A 15,276-nucleotide genomic window follows, 5' to 3' on the forward strand; every position below is an offset into this window, starting at 1 on the left:
TACAGATTATAGGTCAATTCAAAACCGATTTGAATGAAACTAGTAGGCTATATTAAAGACAAAAAACAGAACGCATTTCAAGTGCCGGTATATAGTAATGCCAAAGGCACTCGTTTTTTCCATACGCTCGATGAGCGATACAACATTACAGATTTCATCGAGGCAACCTTTGAGGAAAAGAAATTCCAGAGATTGTATTTGTCTAAGAAATTTGAAATTGCAGACAAAGCAGCTATAATATTTCTAGGTAGTGAAGGCTATCTGCATTACAACGTGGCACCGACAGCCATTGAAGAAATCATCCATTATTTAAACGACCACAATGCTATTGCGAATTTTGATGCTTTGCTCGACGAAGCCATGTTGCTCAAGAACCGGATATTTTCAGATCATTTCGTAGTAGATAATTTCGTGCTCAAAATGGATCCGAATGACGAACAGATTATATTGTCGTTTGATTTCCCATCTCCAAAAGCGAATACTAACATAGGAACCAACACAGCGATAGAAAACCCGCCCAAAAAACCAGAGGTTAACACAAAAATTGCTCAGGAAAACGAAGCTATTTTCACCAAGGCCATCAAGCAGCTTAATTCGGTAGATATGAATTTCGAGCTCAAACTCAAGCTGCGCGCTGAAGAAAGAAGAAACAAACTCAAGACCTTCAACTACCAATTCAAACTGAATCAGAACAGCAGTAAAAGAAAAAAAACAGAAGAGTAATTTTCTTTCAAATTTTTCCGAACACTTCCAAGAAATAAAATATATTTGCACCCGATTTCGGGATGTAGCGCAGCCTGGTAGCGTACTAGCATGGGGTGCTAGGGGTCGCTGGTTCGAATCCAGTCATCCCGACAACAAATCCTTTTTGCCAAGGCAAAAAGGATTTTGTATTTAAAGAAAAAGCCAATGTAAGCTCGCTTACAAATTGGCTTTTTCTTTAAATACAAAATCAAGGCTTTGCAAAAGCCTTAAGGATTTGTTAGCAACAACCCCAAACTCTGGATCACGCAAGTAATCCAGTTAAAAAAAAAAAAAAAAAAAGACTAAATCGAAAGACCAGACTTCAATTCAAAAAAAAAACAAAAACTTTCAACCTTTCTACGCTAAAAAACGCCTTCCCAAAATCGTAAATCAAATCTACTTCTGAGGCTCAACTCACCACCGCGACCCTAGCCCCGATGGCAGCGGCATCCTCGGAGCGCAGCGCAGAGATATAGCGTACAGCGGGAACCAGCTTCTAAAAAACAAAACCTTTATTGCCATTCCGGGCCAAATTCCTATTTTTAGAACTCAAATTGACTTTATGACCCACAGTTTTCAGCAAACCGCTAGCATTTTTTCGGTAATGACGCAAATGGCGAATCAGTATGGCGCGATTAACTTGGCGCAGGGTTTCCCGAATTTCGAAGTCGATCCGGTTTTGAAAAACATTACTTCGGATTGGGCGCAAAAGGAAATTCACCAGTATTTACCAATGGCCGGATATGCGCCGCTGCTGGAAAAATTGGCGCAATTGACCCAAACTTCGTATGGCCGAAAAATAAATCCGGCGACAGATATCTTGATTACCGCCGGCGCTACTCAGGGAATTTTTACTGCCATTCAGGCTTTGGTTCAAAAAGACCAACAAGTGATTGTTCTCGATCCGAGTTACGATTGTTACCCAACGCCAATTTTACTGCGCAACGCCGAGCCGGTTCGCGTGAACCTAAACGATGATTTTACGCCCGATTGGAAAGCGATTGCCGCTGCAACAAACTCGAAAACACGAATGATTATTATCAATAATCCGCACAACCCATCGGGACGAATTTGGAGCGAAGACGATTTTCTGGAACTCGAAAAATTGCTGGAATTGTACCCGAACCTCATCGTGCTTTCTGATGAAGTATACGAGTACATCACGTTTGAGAAACCACATATCTCGGTGCATCAAAGGCCGAAGTTGTACCCGCGTTGTGTGAGTGTTTCTTCGTTCGGAAAGTCGTTTCACATCACGGGCTGGAAAATCGGTTACTTGATAGCGCCCGAACCACTCATGAACGAAATCAAAAAGGTGCACCAATTTTTAGTTTTTAGCGTCAACAGTTTGGCCCAGTACGCGATTAACGATTATCTCAACCAAGTTAAAATGGCCGATTTGGGGAAATTTTATCAGCAAAAACGCGATTTATTCCGCGAATTATTGCAACCGACAAATTTTGAGCTGCTGCCGTGCGAAGGTTCGTATTTTCAAACGGTGTCGTACAAGAAAATTTCGGAGGAAAATGATTTGGAATTCACCAGGCGATTGGTTCAGGATTATGGCGTGGCCGCAATTCCTTTGAGCCCGTTTTATGCCGACAATAAACAAACGGGTTGTATTCGGTTCTGTTTTGCTAAAGAAGAAAATACGCTGACCGAAGCCGCTGAGCGATTGAGAAAACTCTAAATCACATTGACTTCAGCTTCGATGTGGATGCCGAAAGTCTCGAAAATGGTTCTCTGAATTTCTTCGGACAATTTTAAGATTTCCTGACCGGTAGCATTTCCGTAATTCACTAGCACTAAAGCTTGGTTTTTGTGTACGCCGGCATCACCAAAACGCTTGCCTTTGAAACCCGCTTGTTCAATAAGCCAACCCGCTGGAACTTTGACTTCGGTAGCAGAAACTTCGTAGTATTTCATCTCGGGAAACCGTTGGTGAATCGCTTCAAAATCAGATTTCAAAAGGATAGGATTCTTAAAAAAACTACCGCTGTTGCCCAGTTCTTTCGGATCGGGCAGTTTGCTTTGCCTGATGGCGATTACGGCATTGCTAACATCTTGTATCGTTGGCTGATTGATGCCTTTTTTAGCAAGCTCAGACTGGATGTCGCCGTAAGCAATATTAATTTTATGGTACCGTTTGGTGAGTTGAAAAACCACCGAAGTAATGATATATTGGTCTTTGGCTTCTTGCTTGAAAATACTCTCGCGATAGCCAAACCGACAATCAGCGTTCGAGAAATCGCGCAGGGTTTGGTCGTCGATTTTCATCGCTTGGCAAGCCACCATCGTGTCTTTGATTTCTGTGCCGTAAGCGCCAATATTCTGTACCGGTGTGGTACCTACATTTCCCGGAATTAATGACATATTTTCGAGCCCGCCATAGTTTTGCGACAAAGTCCAAAGCACAAACTCGTGCCAATTTTCACCGGCTTGGGCTTCAATCCAGACATGGTCATCGGTTTCTTTGAGGATTTTCTTTCCTTTCAAATCGATGTGGATGACCAACGCGTCAATATCTTGAGTGAGCAACATATTACTTCCACCGCCGAGAATGAACTTTCTTTCTTGAGCGTGTTGCTGTAAAACCGACTTTAATTCATCAGTAGTATGCACGGCGACAAACCTATTGGCTTTAGCGTCGATTCCGAAAGTGTTGTAAGGCTTTAATGAAAACTGGTGCTGGATTTCCATGGGATTTTTTTCAAATTTACATCTATTTACATGACTTCCAAGTCTGGTAAAAATTTTTCAACGTAATAACGCATCCAAATGTGCAGCATAAACAAAGGCATGATATAGGCAACCATACGTCGGTCGCCAAGTTGCATTCGTTCGATGAGTTTCTTGATATCGATATGCTCGAAATAAGGCATTCTGAAAATTTCGCTGTTGGAAAATGCTTCCATTTCTTCACGAAACTCCGGGCTTTTGGTTAGGTAATCGCTCCAAGGTGTGCTGAGTCCGACTTTCCGAAATTGCTGGATTTGGTAGGGCAATCGTTTTTCCATAGCCGTTTTGAGAATATACTTGCCTTTCTTGCCGGTAAACAGCCATGAATCATTCAGCGAACCCAAGCCTGCCAACAACTCTTTGTCTAAAAACGGCTCGCGGCATTCAATCGAAGCGCCCATGGTACAGCGGTCATTGCGATCCAGCAGCGAGCACAAATAGGTGTGCTGGTCAAAATAAAGCGCTTGTCTTCTGAGGTTGTTCGGGTATAGTGATTGGGCTTCTTGGTAGATTTTCTTGCGGTAGGCATTCTCTGGCATTTGATTTATGCCAAAGGTTGAAGCAATATCTTTGGGAAAAATATTACTACCATTAAAAAATACCAAATCGCGTCGGTCTTTGATATTAGCATACCGTGTGAGTTTTTCAAATCGAGGTTTTTGGGCAAAAGCATCCCAACCTGATAAAAGCGCAACTGATTGCAACAACGATGGAAATTGCAGTGGTTTATACCTAACGTAACCGCCCATAAGTTCGTCTGAACCTTCACCGGAAAGCAATACTTTTACTTTAGGTTTTGCCAATTGCGAAATCGCTAAAAGATGCGGTTCATTGAGGTGCATCAGCGGTTCGTCTTGCAAATAAGTAGATTGGATTAACCGGTCGTAAAGACCTTTCCCTTCGAGTTGCACAGAATTGAAATGATACAAATACTGTTGTGTAAGGCGTTTGGCCAAATGCGATTCGTTGTGTTCCTCTTCTTTGAAAGCAATATTGAAAGCCTCAATCTCTTTGTATTTCTGAAAATGTAAAGACGACATGACCGATGAAGAATCTAGCCCGGCACTGAGTAATACGCCAACCGGTACATCGCTAACCATTCTGAGCCTGATAGATTGGTCAAAAGTTTCCCGAAACCATGCAACCGGATTTTTAATTTCGGGATGGTTCTGGATTTCACTTTTGAGATTCCACCATTTACTGGAAGTCGACTTGCCAGTCTGATCGATCGTCATCACATGGCCCGGCAACACCTTGTGTACTTCGCGGAACATTGTATTTTCGCCGGCCACAAAACGATTGAAAATATATTCTTGCATGCCCTCAGCGGAAATTTGCAACGGAACTCCAGCTGTAAAAAGCGCTTTCTGCTCTGAAGCAAAATAGAAACTGCCCTGATAGTAGGCGTAATATAGCGGCTTCACTCCCATCCGATCGCGCACCAAAACCAGTTTTCGCTCCAGTTTGTCCCAAATGGCAAAGGCGAACATACCGTTGAGTTTACTGAGCATTTTCAAACCTTGACATTGATAAAGCTTCAACAGCACTTCGGTATCGGAATGCGTCTTAATTTCAAAACCATGGCTTTTGAGTTCAGCATAGAAATCTTTAAAGTTGTAGATTTCTCCATTGAACACCATCGCATAACGTCCGTCTTCGGAAAGAAAAGGTTGATGCCCGGCGGCACTGACATCCAAAATTGACAACCTGCGGTGGCCTAAACCAATATTCTGGTCAATGAAAATGCCTTGGTCATCCGGCCCGCGGTGCGCCAATACGTCACGCATCCTGAGGAGTTGCTGCTCTTGTATTTTTTGCTGCGAGTGAAAATGCAGTATTCCGTTAATTGCGCACACAGTTATCGGTTTTGATATTGTTCAATTAGCTCGTGGTACCGATCGGCAATTTGCTTCATATTGACTGCGTAATTGGCTCTCTCTTCAACCATTTTTCTGTTTTTGACTATCGCCTGCTGTCTGTATTGCGGATTTTCAAGTGCCCAAAGCAATTCTTGCGCAAGCATTTCCTCGTCATTAGTCTTGATGAGCTGTCCGTTCTCCCGATGCGTAATCCAGCTCTGGTTGCCAAAAACATCGCTCACTACCGGATAACAACCCGAAGCCATCGCCTCAAATAAAGAAGCCGAAACACCTTCAGTCACCGGCATACTGATATAAAAGTTGGCTTTTCTGAGCAATTCGGGCAAGACGCTATTGACAATACGACCGGTGAAATGTACTTCGTTGGCAAGGTCTAATTTCTGACACAAACTCTCTAATACTCGCCTTTCCGGGCCATCGCCAACAATGGTCAGCGTAAACCCGATTCCTTGTTTCTTTAGCAACGCAAATGCCTTCAAAATGATAGCGTGCTTATATTCGGCGAACAACGAACGGCTGACGATAGCATGAAGTTGGTTTGGGTTAAATTCGTCATTTTTTTTGAAAAGCTCCAGATCAATCCCTTTGGGTAGCACCATTACTTTACGCATATCCACTCTCGCCTTTTTCATCGAAACGGTCATCGCATTACCCCAAGCGTGGATTAGTGTAGCCTTGCGAAAAGCATAACTTTGGATTAATTTTTTTATCGGATAGAGCAACGACTCTTCGGGCCACAAGTCGGTAATTCCTTGCTGGGCAATGGCAACCGGTTGAACGCCCGACAAAGCAGCCAGAAAACCATAACTGGTTGTTCGTTCGGCAATTACCATATCTGGTCTGTGTAATTTCACTAGCTTTCTAATGCTGAAAATCGCACCGCAATATTCGACGATCCTTTTGAATCTGTTTAAAAAACCAGTGCCGGAAGTTTTTAATTCCCAAGTAACTATCTCGAATGAGCCGAAAGTTTCCAAACCGCGCATCCAAGTAATCGCATCGGCTCGGTAAGTTTCACCGAGAAATAAAATCTTTTTTCTGGAAGTAGTCACTATTCTTGGGCAGTTAAGGCTCGATTGATATAATCGTTCAGCGGTTTGAGCGCGAGAAGTTTTTGACTGACTTGGGCTACAAAATCTTTCTTGGTAGCCTCTTTGGCATCGAACTTTTGAATGGCCGTAAAACTTTTGAGTTTTAAAAATTCAATGGCAGGATGTTCTTTATCGTAGCCGCGCGGTGGGTTTTTAAGGGTCGAATTCTCGTCGCGACTCAAATTGCCGTAAACAGATTTGAAGTTTTTGTCTTGGATAATCTGCTCCAAATCGTCGTAAAAGAACTCTATTTCCTTTCTGATTTTCTGCAATTGCTCCGGCATCGGGCAGTACATTCCGCCACCAACAAAAGCATTGCCTTTTTCGATTTGTAGATAATAACCTGCAGATTCAGTGCCTTTATTTCCGGTTCGTAGCCAAATGCCCATGTGGGTTTTATAGGGTGATTTATCTTTAGAAAAACGAATATCTCGGTTAATTCGAAACGTACAATCTTTCACCTCCAACATGCCCAGTGACGGATCGTGCGGCTTCATCGCGTCAAGTAAATCGCTGATGAGTTGGTGATACTCGGCTTTATAGGCTTCGTATCTTTTTTTATTGGCCAAAAACCATTCGCGGTTATTGTTGGCCTTCAAGTCTTCAAGAAATTGAAGGGTTTGCGCTGACAACATCTTTTACTGCAATCTTTTTTTCAGTTCTTCTTCACTCATAAAACCCAGTTGCTTCCATTTCAATTCGGCATTTTCATAATACAAAAGACCTGGAAGTTCATCGATTTTTAATTCTTTAATCAAGGTTTTATTTTCATCGGCATTGAGTCTAACAATATTGACTTGGTCTTTCATTTCGGCCTGCATCTTTTTGATAAAAGGCGCCATTTTTACACAAGGCTCGCACCAAGTCGCATAAAAATTAATCAGTACTTTCGGGCTAGCTCTGAGCAAATCGCCATATTCCTGCGAACACATACCGATGATTTTATCCGACGGTTTGTCTAGACCTGCAGCATTCCATTTCATGATTCCACCTTGCAAATCGTATACTTTAGCAAAACCCATTTCTGCAAGTTGGTTGGAAGCTTTTTTACTGCGACCGCCTACCATGCAATACACGAATACTGGTTTAGTTTTGTCGAGTTGGTTTACTTGGGCGATAAAATCATTTCCGTTGATATTGATATTCCTTGCGTTGTCGATATGTTGGCTGGCGTATTCTTCAGGTGTACGAACATCTATGAGTTGTGCGTTAGGAGTAGCTTTGAGTTTTTCAGCGAAAACCTGCGCGGTGATGTTCTCGTAATTTTCCTTGTTTTGCGCTTGGCAGGAAACAATGAGCAGGCTCAAAAACAGCAGCCCTAAGTGTTGAACTTTCATGGGGATTTTTTTTAAATAGCCCAGCAAAATTAGTCAATTTTTGAAACCGAAAAACAAATTTCGCCTCAATTTAAAGATTAAAAATTTTATAGCTTTGATGCGTCAGTTTTACTATGCTTTCGGTGCGTTCGGGGTGTGTATCTGAGATAAACAATTGGCCAAATTCATCATTGTTAACCATGGCCACGATTTTTCCAACGCGATACTCGTCTAGTTTATCGAAAATATCATCAAAAAGCAACAAAGGTTTCTCGCCGCATTGTTTTTTGATAAACTCAAACTGAGCCAACTTGAGCGCTATTAGAAAAGACTTCTGTTGGCCTTGCGAACCAAATTTCTTGATTGGAAAACCGTCAATTTCAAAAGAAAGATCGTCTTTGTGGATGCCACAGGAAGTGTAATAAAGAATGCGGTCTTTGCTCAGATTCTCCTCGAAAAGTTCTAACATCAGCCGATCGTGCAATTGGCTTTCGTAAACGAGTTGCACCGCCTCTTGCGAATCTGTAATGGCATGATGATGTTGGTTAAAAATTGGGATAAACGTTTCAAGAAATGTTTTGCGCTTTTCGTAAATCTGGTGCCCGAGCCTATGAAGTTGTTCGTTGTAAATCGACAAAGTATCGTTCTCAAACGTATGATTCAAGGCAAAGTATTTGAGCAAGGCATTACGCTGTTGCAGCACTTTTTGGTACTGTATAAGCTCTTGCAAATAACCCGGATCGGATTGCGAAATCACGGTGTCGATAAATTTTCGGCGGGCTTCACTGCCTTCAACTATCAAATCACGATCGGCCGGAGAAATAATCACCAGCGGAATGAGCCCAATGTGGTCGGAGAATTTCTCATACAATTTCCCATTGCGCCGTAAGATTTTCTTCTGGTTTTTCTTTAAACTGCAAACCACTTGCTCGTTGCGGCTTTTTATCTCGAAAGTACCGTCGATGACAAAAAACTCCTCGCCATGTTTGATATTCTGAACCGCCAAAGGATTGAAATAGCTTTTCCCGTATGCCAAATGGTAAATCGCATCGAGCACGTTGGTTTTCCCAACACCATTCTTCCCCACGAAGCAATTGATCTTGCTGTCGAATTCAAAGTCGATTTCAGAAAAATTCTTGTAGTTGAATAGCGCAATTGATTTTAAATACATCGTGGCAAACCGGAAATTTCAATTGATTTTTAAGCGGCTGCAAATTATTGAAAATTATCGAGAATCTTCCCTCAAAAACATTTGTAATGCCAAAGAAAACCCAGCCAAAAAATCCCAAAGCATTCAGGCTGAAAAAATTCGACAGAAAAACATTTTTTTTTGCGTGTGTTTGAATAAAAATTTTATTTTTGCGGCTCATAAATTTAATATAAATGGCAACATATAATAAAAGAGGTTACAAGGCTCCGAAAGAAAAAGTAGAAAAAGAAAACACTTTCATCGAAGAAGATGTAAAAATTGACGAAAAAGACAGTACCACTGCAGGTGTTTTCAATTCTCTGGACCAAACAGCTTCTAAAACCGAAGAGTGGGTTGCTAAAAATCAGAAATATATTTTTGGAGTAGTTGGGGCTATTGCTTTGGTAACCGTAGGTTATTTACTGTACCAAAAATTTATCGTACAACCGAAAGAAGACGAAGCGGCCACTGCTATTTTCGATGCCCAACAAACTTTTCAAAAAGCAGTTGATGCTACAGCCAACGCAGATTCTTTATTTACCATTGCGTTAAACGGAGAAAAAGGAAAACAGGGTTTCAAAGCCATTGCTGATGAATATTCAGGAACTGCATCCGGGAACTTGGCCAACTACTACTGCGGAATTGCCTACTTAAACCTTGGAAAAAATGACGAGGCAATTGCTTCGTTAGAGAAATTCAAATCAGATGATATGATGCTTAGCACTTTAGCTGTGGGTGCGATTGGCGATGCTTATTCTCAAAAAAAGCAATCAGAAAAAGCTTTGGAGCAATACTTAAAGGCTTCTGAGATGAACAAAAACGATTTGACTACGCCGCGTTTCTTGCTAAAAGCCGGGCAAACTGCACTGGCATTGGGCAAAAAAGCAGATGCGTTGAAATATTTCACTGAAATTAAAGAGAAATACGAAGCTTCTCCGGAAGGCTCAACCATTGATGGCTTGATTGGTTTAGCACAATAATTCCCAATTCGCGCTTTTTGATTTCTGATTTGGTTATTCGAAATTAAAAACTTCTAGAGATGGCTACAGCCAATAAAAACTTATCGAATTACGACAAAAACACTATCCCAAATGCGAAAGATTTTCGGTTTGGGATTGTTGTTTCTGAATGGAACGACCCAATCACCAACGGGCTATTTTCGGGTGCTGAAGCCGCTTTGTTGGATTGCGGCGCAAAGGCTGAGAACATTTTAAGATGGAATGTTCCCGGCAGTTTTGAGCTGGTTTACGGTTCAAAGAAAATGATTGAAACCCAAAATGTCGATGCTGTGATAGCCATTGGCTGCGTAATTAAAGGCGAAACCATGCACTTTGAATTTGTATGTGAAGGCGTCACGCAAGGCATCAAAGATTTGAATGTATTATCCGATGTTCCGGTAATTTTTTGTTTGCTAACTGATAACAACGAACAACAATCTCTCGACAGAAGCGGCGGTGCGCATGGCAACAAAGGAACTGAAGCAGCAATCGCAGCGATAAAAATGGCTTACCTCAGACAACAAGCCGGTTTGAATTTCTCGCTGAACCAACAAGAACTGCCACCCGGACAACTCCAAATCGAAAACAACCCGCTAGAAATAGAAGAGTAACCACCGAAAATATACATCACAAACCTGCTTTTAACGAGTAGGTTTTTTGCTTTTTAAGATAACCTTGGCTGTAAAAGCTGACGGATTTTAGTTAAATTTGTACGCCTTGCTAAAAAACAAAGTCGATGTCGAGCATCATCCAATTACTTCCTGACCATGTTGCCAACCAAATCGCTGCCGGTGAAGTGGTGCAACGCCCAGCATCGGTAGTGAAAGAGTTGCTCGAAAACGCAGTCGACGCCAAGGCTTCCGAAATAAAACTCATCATCAAAGACGCTGGAAAAACACTGATTCAGGTAGTCGATAATGGTGTTGGGATGAGTGTCACCGATGCGCGTTTGTGTTTCGAGAGGCACGCTACGTCAAAAATCCGCAAAGCTGAAGATTTATTCCAACTGCACACCAAAGGGTTTCGCGGGGAAGCATTAGCCTCTATCGCAGCCATCGCACACATCGAGCTAAAAACCAAGCAAGAGCAAGACGAACTCGGCACACACCTCATTATCGAAGGCAGTAAATTCCTTTCGCAAGAAGAAGCCGTGTTGCCTAAAGGCACTTCGTTTTCGGTGAAGAATTTGTTTTTCAATATACCTGCCCGACGCAATTTCTTGAAATCCGACACGATTGAGTTTCGTCATATTGTAGATGAATTCCAGCGTGTGGCGCTTGCCCATCCGCAGATTCACTTTTCGTTCTACCACAACGGCAGCGAAGTTTATATCTTACCTCAGAGCAATCCTCGGCAACGCATTGTGACTATTTTTGCTGGTAAAACCAATGAGAAACTTGTTCCGGTTCAAGAAGAAACTGACATCCTGAAAATCGACGGTTTTGTCGGCAAGCCTGAATTCTCTAAAAAAAACAAAGGCGAACAATTCTTCTTTGTCAACGACCGATTCATCAAAAGCGGTTATTTGCACCATGCCTTAATGAATGCTTATGAAGGTTTGCTCAAGGAAGGCGCGCAACCGAGTTATTTCTTGTTTCTGAACGTTCCGCCGCAGTCCATCGACATCAACATCCATCCAACCAAAACTGAAATCAAATTCGACGACGAGCAAGCACTATACGCCATTTTACGCGCTTCGGTTAAACACAGCTTAGGACAATTCAATGTAGCCCCGGTGCTCGATTTCGACCGCGATGCCAACCTCGACACACCTTACCATTATAAAAACGCTGAAGTTACTTATCCGACCATTCAAGTTGATAGTAATTTCAACCCATTTGCTCAGGAAAAATCGGCTTCTTACAGCGACAAAGCCAAAATCAAAAAACAACACCATTACGAGAAAGAGCGCCCAATGCCAACTTGGGAAAGTTTGTACGTAGGCTTGAAAGACGACACCGACAGTATTGCCGAATCTTCGGGTATGCAATTCGAAAGTGAAGAGATAACGACCTCATTATTTGAAAATCAAGACCCTGAACCTCAAGGCAATAAAACGTATCAAATTCAACGAAAATATATCGTCAACCCAATCAAATCAGGTATGCTCATCGTGAATCAGAACCGTGCCCACCAACGCATTCTGTATGAGCAATTCCTTGGAAATATGACTTTACAACAAGCAAATAGCCAACGGTTGTTGTTTCCTTTGCAATTGCATTTCCCAAGTCACGAATTGCATCTGATTCGTGAGTTGCAGCCCGCTTTGACCAGTACAGGTTTTCATTTTGAAGAAGATACACAAGATGTGACTATTTCAGGCATTCCGGCCAATGTTACTGAAAGTGAAGTGCGGAGTTTGCTGGAAGAATTGCTGCGTGACTTGCAAGATGGTATTCCCGGCAACAGTTTTAGTCAGAGCGATACTATTGCCAAGTCTATGGCTAGAAGCCTCGCGGTAAAAAACGGTGCTTACTTGAGTGAAAAAGAGCAAGAAAACCTAATCAATGGTTTGTTTGCCTGCAAAGAACCCGACGTTTCACCTTTTCAAAAACCTACTTTCATCACGATGCGGGTGGAAGATTTAGATAAAAAATTCGCGCTATGATGCAGATTACCCCAACGGTCAAGCAATTGCTGATTATTAATATTTTGTTTTTTATCGGCTCACAAATGGTAGGCGAACAGGCGTACAATGTTCTTTCGCTTTTCTTTTTTGAAAACGACAAATTCCAGTACTGGCAACCGCTTTCTCATATGTTCATGCACGGAGGTATTATGCATATTGTTTTCAACATGTTTGCATTGTATTCGTTCGGCTCTGCACTGGAGCACTTTTGGGGCGGCAAAAAATTCTTGTTCTTCTATATTTCCTGTGGTTTGGGTTCGGCAATCCTACATACTTTAGTTAACTATCTGGTATTCCATCAAGGGTTGAATACCTTAATCGAGGCCGGTTTTAAGCCAGATGAAATCTACGGTTTGCTCAATCAGGAACAAATGGACACGCGTTGGATTGAAACTCTAGGAAATTCCGGATTACAAAACTTTACTAGTGCTTTTGCTTCGCCGGCCGTTGGTGCATCAGGAGCAATCTATGGCCTTCTAGTGGCTTTCGCTTTCATGGTTCCGAACGCAGAACTCGCGCTAATGTTTATTCCAGTTCCTATTAAAGCCAAGTATTTTGTGCCCGGCTTGCTTTGCTTGGATTTGTTTTTAGGTCTTAAAGGAAATTCGATTTTCGGAGGCGGAACCGGCATCGCCCATTTCGCGCATATTGGCGGCGCCTTAGTTGGTTTTTTGATGATGTGGTACTGGAAGAAAGACCAATTCAGGAACAACCGTTGGAATTAATATAGTCAGGCGTTAGTATTGAGATTTCACTGCTAAAAACCAAATAACCATGAACATTTTAGACGATTTAAAAATGCAATACAAATTGGGCGGTTTCGAACAGAAGCTGATCTATTGGAATTGTGGTGTTTTCTTGTTGTCGATTTTGTTTTTCTACCAATTTAGGTTCGGTTTTTTCAATTATCCGAATTGGTTGGCGTTGTCCTCTGATATTACCCAATGGATTTATAAACCCTGGACATTACTAACTTATTTCTTTTTCCACGCCGGTTTTTTTCATTTGTTGTTCAATATGATGGTCCTTAACTTTGCGGGCCGGCTGTTCCTGACGTTTTTCAACCAACAGCAACTTTTGGGCTTGTATTTACTTAGCGGCATTTTCGCAGGTTTGGCTTTTGTAATACTCTATCCGGTTTTAAGTGCAGGGAATACTTCTTCAATTGTTGGCGCTTCGGGAGCCATTATGGCGGTTCTCGTGGCAACAGCTACTTACTCGCCTTTCATGAACTTGCGTTTACTGCTCATCGGCAATGTCAAATTGTGGCAACTGACCTTTGTGATATTATTGCTGGATTTGATCCAGATTTTTACTGAAAATACCGGTGGACATATCGCGCATCTTTCCGGCGCATTTTTCGGATTTATATACATCAAACTGCTCCAAAACGGAACTGATTTAAGCAAAATCGTCAGCGTAATTACCGGTTTGTTTGCAGCCCGAAACCAGAAGAAAAGTACACCGTTCAAAAAAGTACACCGCAACACCGACAAACCTCAAAACCGTGTTTCAAAAATTGTAACTAAAGACAAAACACAACAACAAATCGACGAAATTCTGGATAAAATCAGTAAATCGGGTTACGACAGCCTGACCAAAGACGAAAAGGAATTTCTATTCAAAGCCGGAAAACAGGAATGAAGCAACTCTCTTGGTTCAATAAAGGCATGTTTTTTTCCAATATAGTGTTGGCTGTATTGACTTTCCTTGCTTACGTGTTACCTTTCCTTGCGCCGAAATTATTTCCATTTTTGGCAGTACTCACCTTGGTTTTGCCGCTCTTATTAATCTTCAACGGATTGTTTTTCATCTATTGGCTGATCCAATTCAAAAAACAAATCTTGCTTTCCGCGTTGGTATTGTTGCTCGGCATTACCTTTATCAATAAGTTCTACAAATTCTCTTCGATTGACTTGCCCAGAACAGACAAAGATTTTACGGTAATGAGTTACAATGTGCGGCTGTTTAACCTGTTCAATTGGCTGCCCGACACAGACGTTGTCGCCTACATCAAAACCTTCATCAACGATAAAAATCCCGACATTCTTTGCATTCAGGAATATTCCGAAGGCGCTAAAATCGATTTGAAAGTATATCCTTATCGCTATATCAACATGCAGGGCAACCAAATCAAATCCGGGCTGGCGATTTTTTCGAAATTCCCGATTATAGACGAGGGCCATTTGGCGTTTCCTAAATCAAACAACAGTGCCATTTTCGCCGATATCAAAAAAGGAAAAGACATTCTCCGCGTGTACAATATGCAATTGCAATCGATTAAGATATCGCCAGACGTAAACGAAATTTCCGAGAATATTGACGAAATCAACCAGCAGAAATCACAATTAGTTTTTAACCGTATCAGCATTGCTTTTCGAAAACAGCAGCAACAGGCGGAGATTGTGATGAACCATAAAAACCGTTGTGATTTTCCGGTGATTATTTGCGGCGACATGAACAACAGCGCTTATTCGTACGTTTATCGCAGTATCAAAGGAACCTTAAAAGACGCTTTTGAGGAAGCCGGAAGTGGTTTTGGCAACACCTACCATTTTAAATACTATCCGGCGCGCATCGACTACATTTTTGCCGACAGCAGCATGAAAGTCAAGAGTTTTGAGAGTTTTCCGGATTTTGTGAATTCAGACCACTACCCGATTATGACCAGGCTTCAAATTGAGGAATAA

The 15,276-nt window shown here is 41.8% G+C and carries 14 protein-coding genes and 1 tRNA gene; 9 read left to right on the top strand and 6 right to left on the bottom strand.

The window, feature by feature from the left end:
- Positions 1 to 33 precede the first annotated feature (33 nt).
- The 3 genes from G4D82_RS02890 to G4D82_RS02900 all read left to right on the top strand — a co-directional run bounded on the left by G4D82_RS02890 (position 34) and on the right by G4D82_RS02900 (position 2,434).
- On the top strand, positions 34 to 723 hold the full coding sequence (locus G4D82_RS02890; RefSeq protein WP_166334316.1) for a hypothetical protein: 690 nt from the start codon (positions 34 to 36) through the stop codon (positions 721 to 723).
- A gap of 58 nt (positions 724 to 781) precedes the next feature.
- Positions 782 to 855: transfer RNA gene (locus G4D82_RS02895), tRNA-Pro, on the top strand.
- Between the two features lie 451 nt (positions 856 to 1,306).
- Positions 1,307 to 2,434 carry a methionine aminotransferase gene (locus G4D82_RS02900; RefSeq protein ID WP_166334318.1) on the top strand — a complete coding sequence of 376 codons (1,128 nt, stop codon included), beginning with the start codon at positions 1,307 to 1,309 and terminating at the stop codon, positions 2,432 to 2,434.
- On the opposite strand, the gene murB is transcribed toward G4D82_RS02900, so the two are convergent.
- The 6 genes from murB to recF form a co-directional block, all read right to left on the bottom strand.
- On the bottom strand, positions 2,431 to 3,444 hold the full coding sequence (murB, locus tag G4D82_RS02905) for a UDP-N-acetylmuramate dehydrogenase (RefSeq protein WP_166334320.1): 1,014 nt from the start codon (positions 3,442 to 3,444) through the stop codon (positions 2,431 to 2,433). The two genes, G4D82_RS02900 and murB, sit on opposite strands and share 4 nt — an antisense overlap.
- Before the next feature lie 26 nt (positions 3,445 to 3,470).
- Positions 3,471 to 5,339 (bottom strand): asparagine synthase (glutamine-hydrolyzing), encoded by a 1,869-nt coding sequence (gene asnB, locus G4D82_RS02910; RefSeq protein WP_166334323.1) that lies wholly within the window; start codon positions 5,337 to 5,339, stop codon positions 3,471 to 3,473.
- Between the two features lie 2 nt (positions 5,340 to 5,341).
- Complete coding sequence (locus tag G4D82_RS02915) at positions 5,342 to 6,415, bottom strand: glycosyltransferase family 4 protein (RefSeq protein ID WP_317167551.1); 1,074 nt, start codon at positions 6,413 to 6,415, stop codon at positions 5,342 to 5,344.
- A complete protein-coding gene (locus G4D82_RS02920) occupies positions 6,415 to 7,089 on the bottom strand; it encodes a DUF2461 domain-containing protein (protein WP_166334325.1) in 675 nt (224 codons plus the stop codon). The genes G4D82_RS02915 and G4D82_RS02920 overlap by 1 nt, the downstream gene beginning before the upstream one ends.
- A gap of 3 nt (positions 7,090 to 7,092) precedes the next feature.
- A complete protein-coding gene (locus G4D82_RS02925; RefSeq protein WP_166334327.1) occupies positions 7,093 to 7,791 on the bottom strand; it encodes a rhodanese-like domain-containing protein in 699 nt (232 codons plus the stop codon).
- Positions 7,792 to 7,861: 70 nt separating this feature from the next.
- Positions 7,862 to 8,941: a DNA replication/repair protein RecF gene (recF, locus tag G4D82_RS02930; RefSeq protein WP_166334329.1), complete on the bottom strand. Its 1,080-nt coding sequence runs from the start codon at positions 8,939 to 8,941 to the stop codon at positions 7,862 to 7,864.
- Between the two features lie 212 nt (positions 8,942 to 9,153).
- Between recF and G4D82_RS02935 the strand changes: the two genes are divergently transcribed.
- From G4D82_RS02935 to G4D82_RS02960, 6 genes are all read left to right on the top strand, one after another.
- Positions 9,154 to 9,939 carry a tetratricopeptide repeat protein gene (locus G4D82_RS02935; protein WP_166334331.1) on the top strand — a complete coding sequence of 262 codons (786 nt, stop codon included), beginning with the start codon at positions 9,154 to 9,156 and terminating at the stop codon, positions 9,937 to 9,939.
- 59 nt (positions 9,940 to 9,998) lie between these two features.
- Positions 9,999 to 10,568 (top strand): 6,7-dimethyl-8-ribityllumazine synthase, encoded by a 570-nt coding sequence (gene ribH, locus G4D82_RS02940; RefSeq protein ID WP_166334333.1) that lies wholly within the window; start codon positions 9,999 to 10,001, stop codon positions 10,566 to 10,568.
- Between the two features lie 125 nt (positions 10,569 to 10,693).
- A complete protein-coding gene (gene mutL, locus G4D82_RS02945; protein WP_166334335.1) occupies positions 10,694 to 12,565 on the top strand; it encodes a DNA mismatch repair endonuclease MutL in 1,872 nt (623 codons plus the stop codon).
- Complete coding sequence (locus G4D82_RS02950) at positions 12,562 to 13,311, top strand: rhomboid family intramembrane serine protease (protein ID WP_207788116.1); 750 nt, start codon at positions 12,562 to 12,564, stop codon at positions 13,309 to 13,311. The genes mutL and G4D82_RS02950 overlap by 4 nt, the downstream gene beginning before the upstream one ends.
- Positions 13,312 to 13,360: 49 nt before the next feature.
- Positions 13,361 to 14,230: a rhomboid family intramembrane serine protease gene (locus tag G4D82_RS02955; RefSeq protein WP_166334338.1), complete on the top strand. Its 870-nt coding sequence runs from the start codon at positions 13,361 to 13,363 to the stop codon at positions 14,228 to 14,230.
- Positions 14,227 to 15,276 (top strand): endonuclease/exonuclease/phosphatase family protein, encoded by a 1,050-nt coding sequence (locus G4D82_RS02960; RefSeq protein ID WP_166334340.1) that lies wholly within the window; start codon positions 14,227 to 14,229, stop codon positions 15,274 to 15,276. The genes G4D82_RS02955 and G4D82_RS02960 overlap by 4 nt, the downstream gene beginning before the upstream one ends.

Origin of the sequence: Flavobacterium lotistagni (assembly GCF_011392125.1) — a bacterium.
Lineage (GTDB): Bacteria > Bacteroidota > Bacteroidia > Flavobacteriales > Flavobacteriaceae > Flavobacterium > Flavobacterium lotistagni.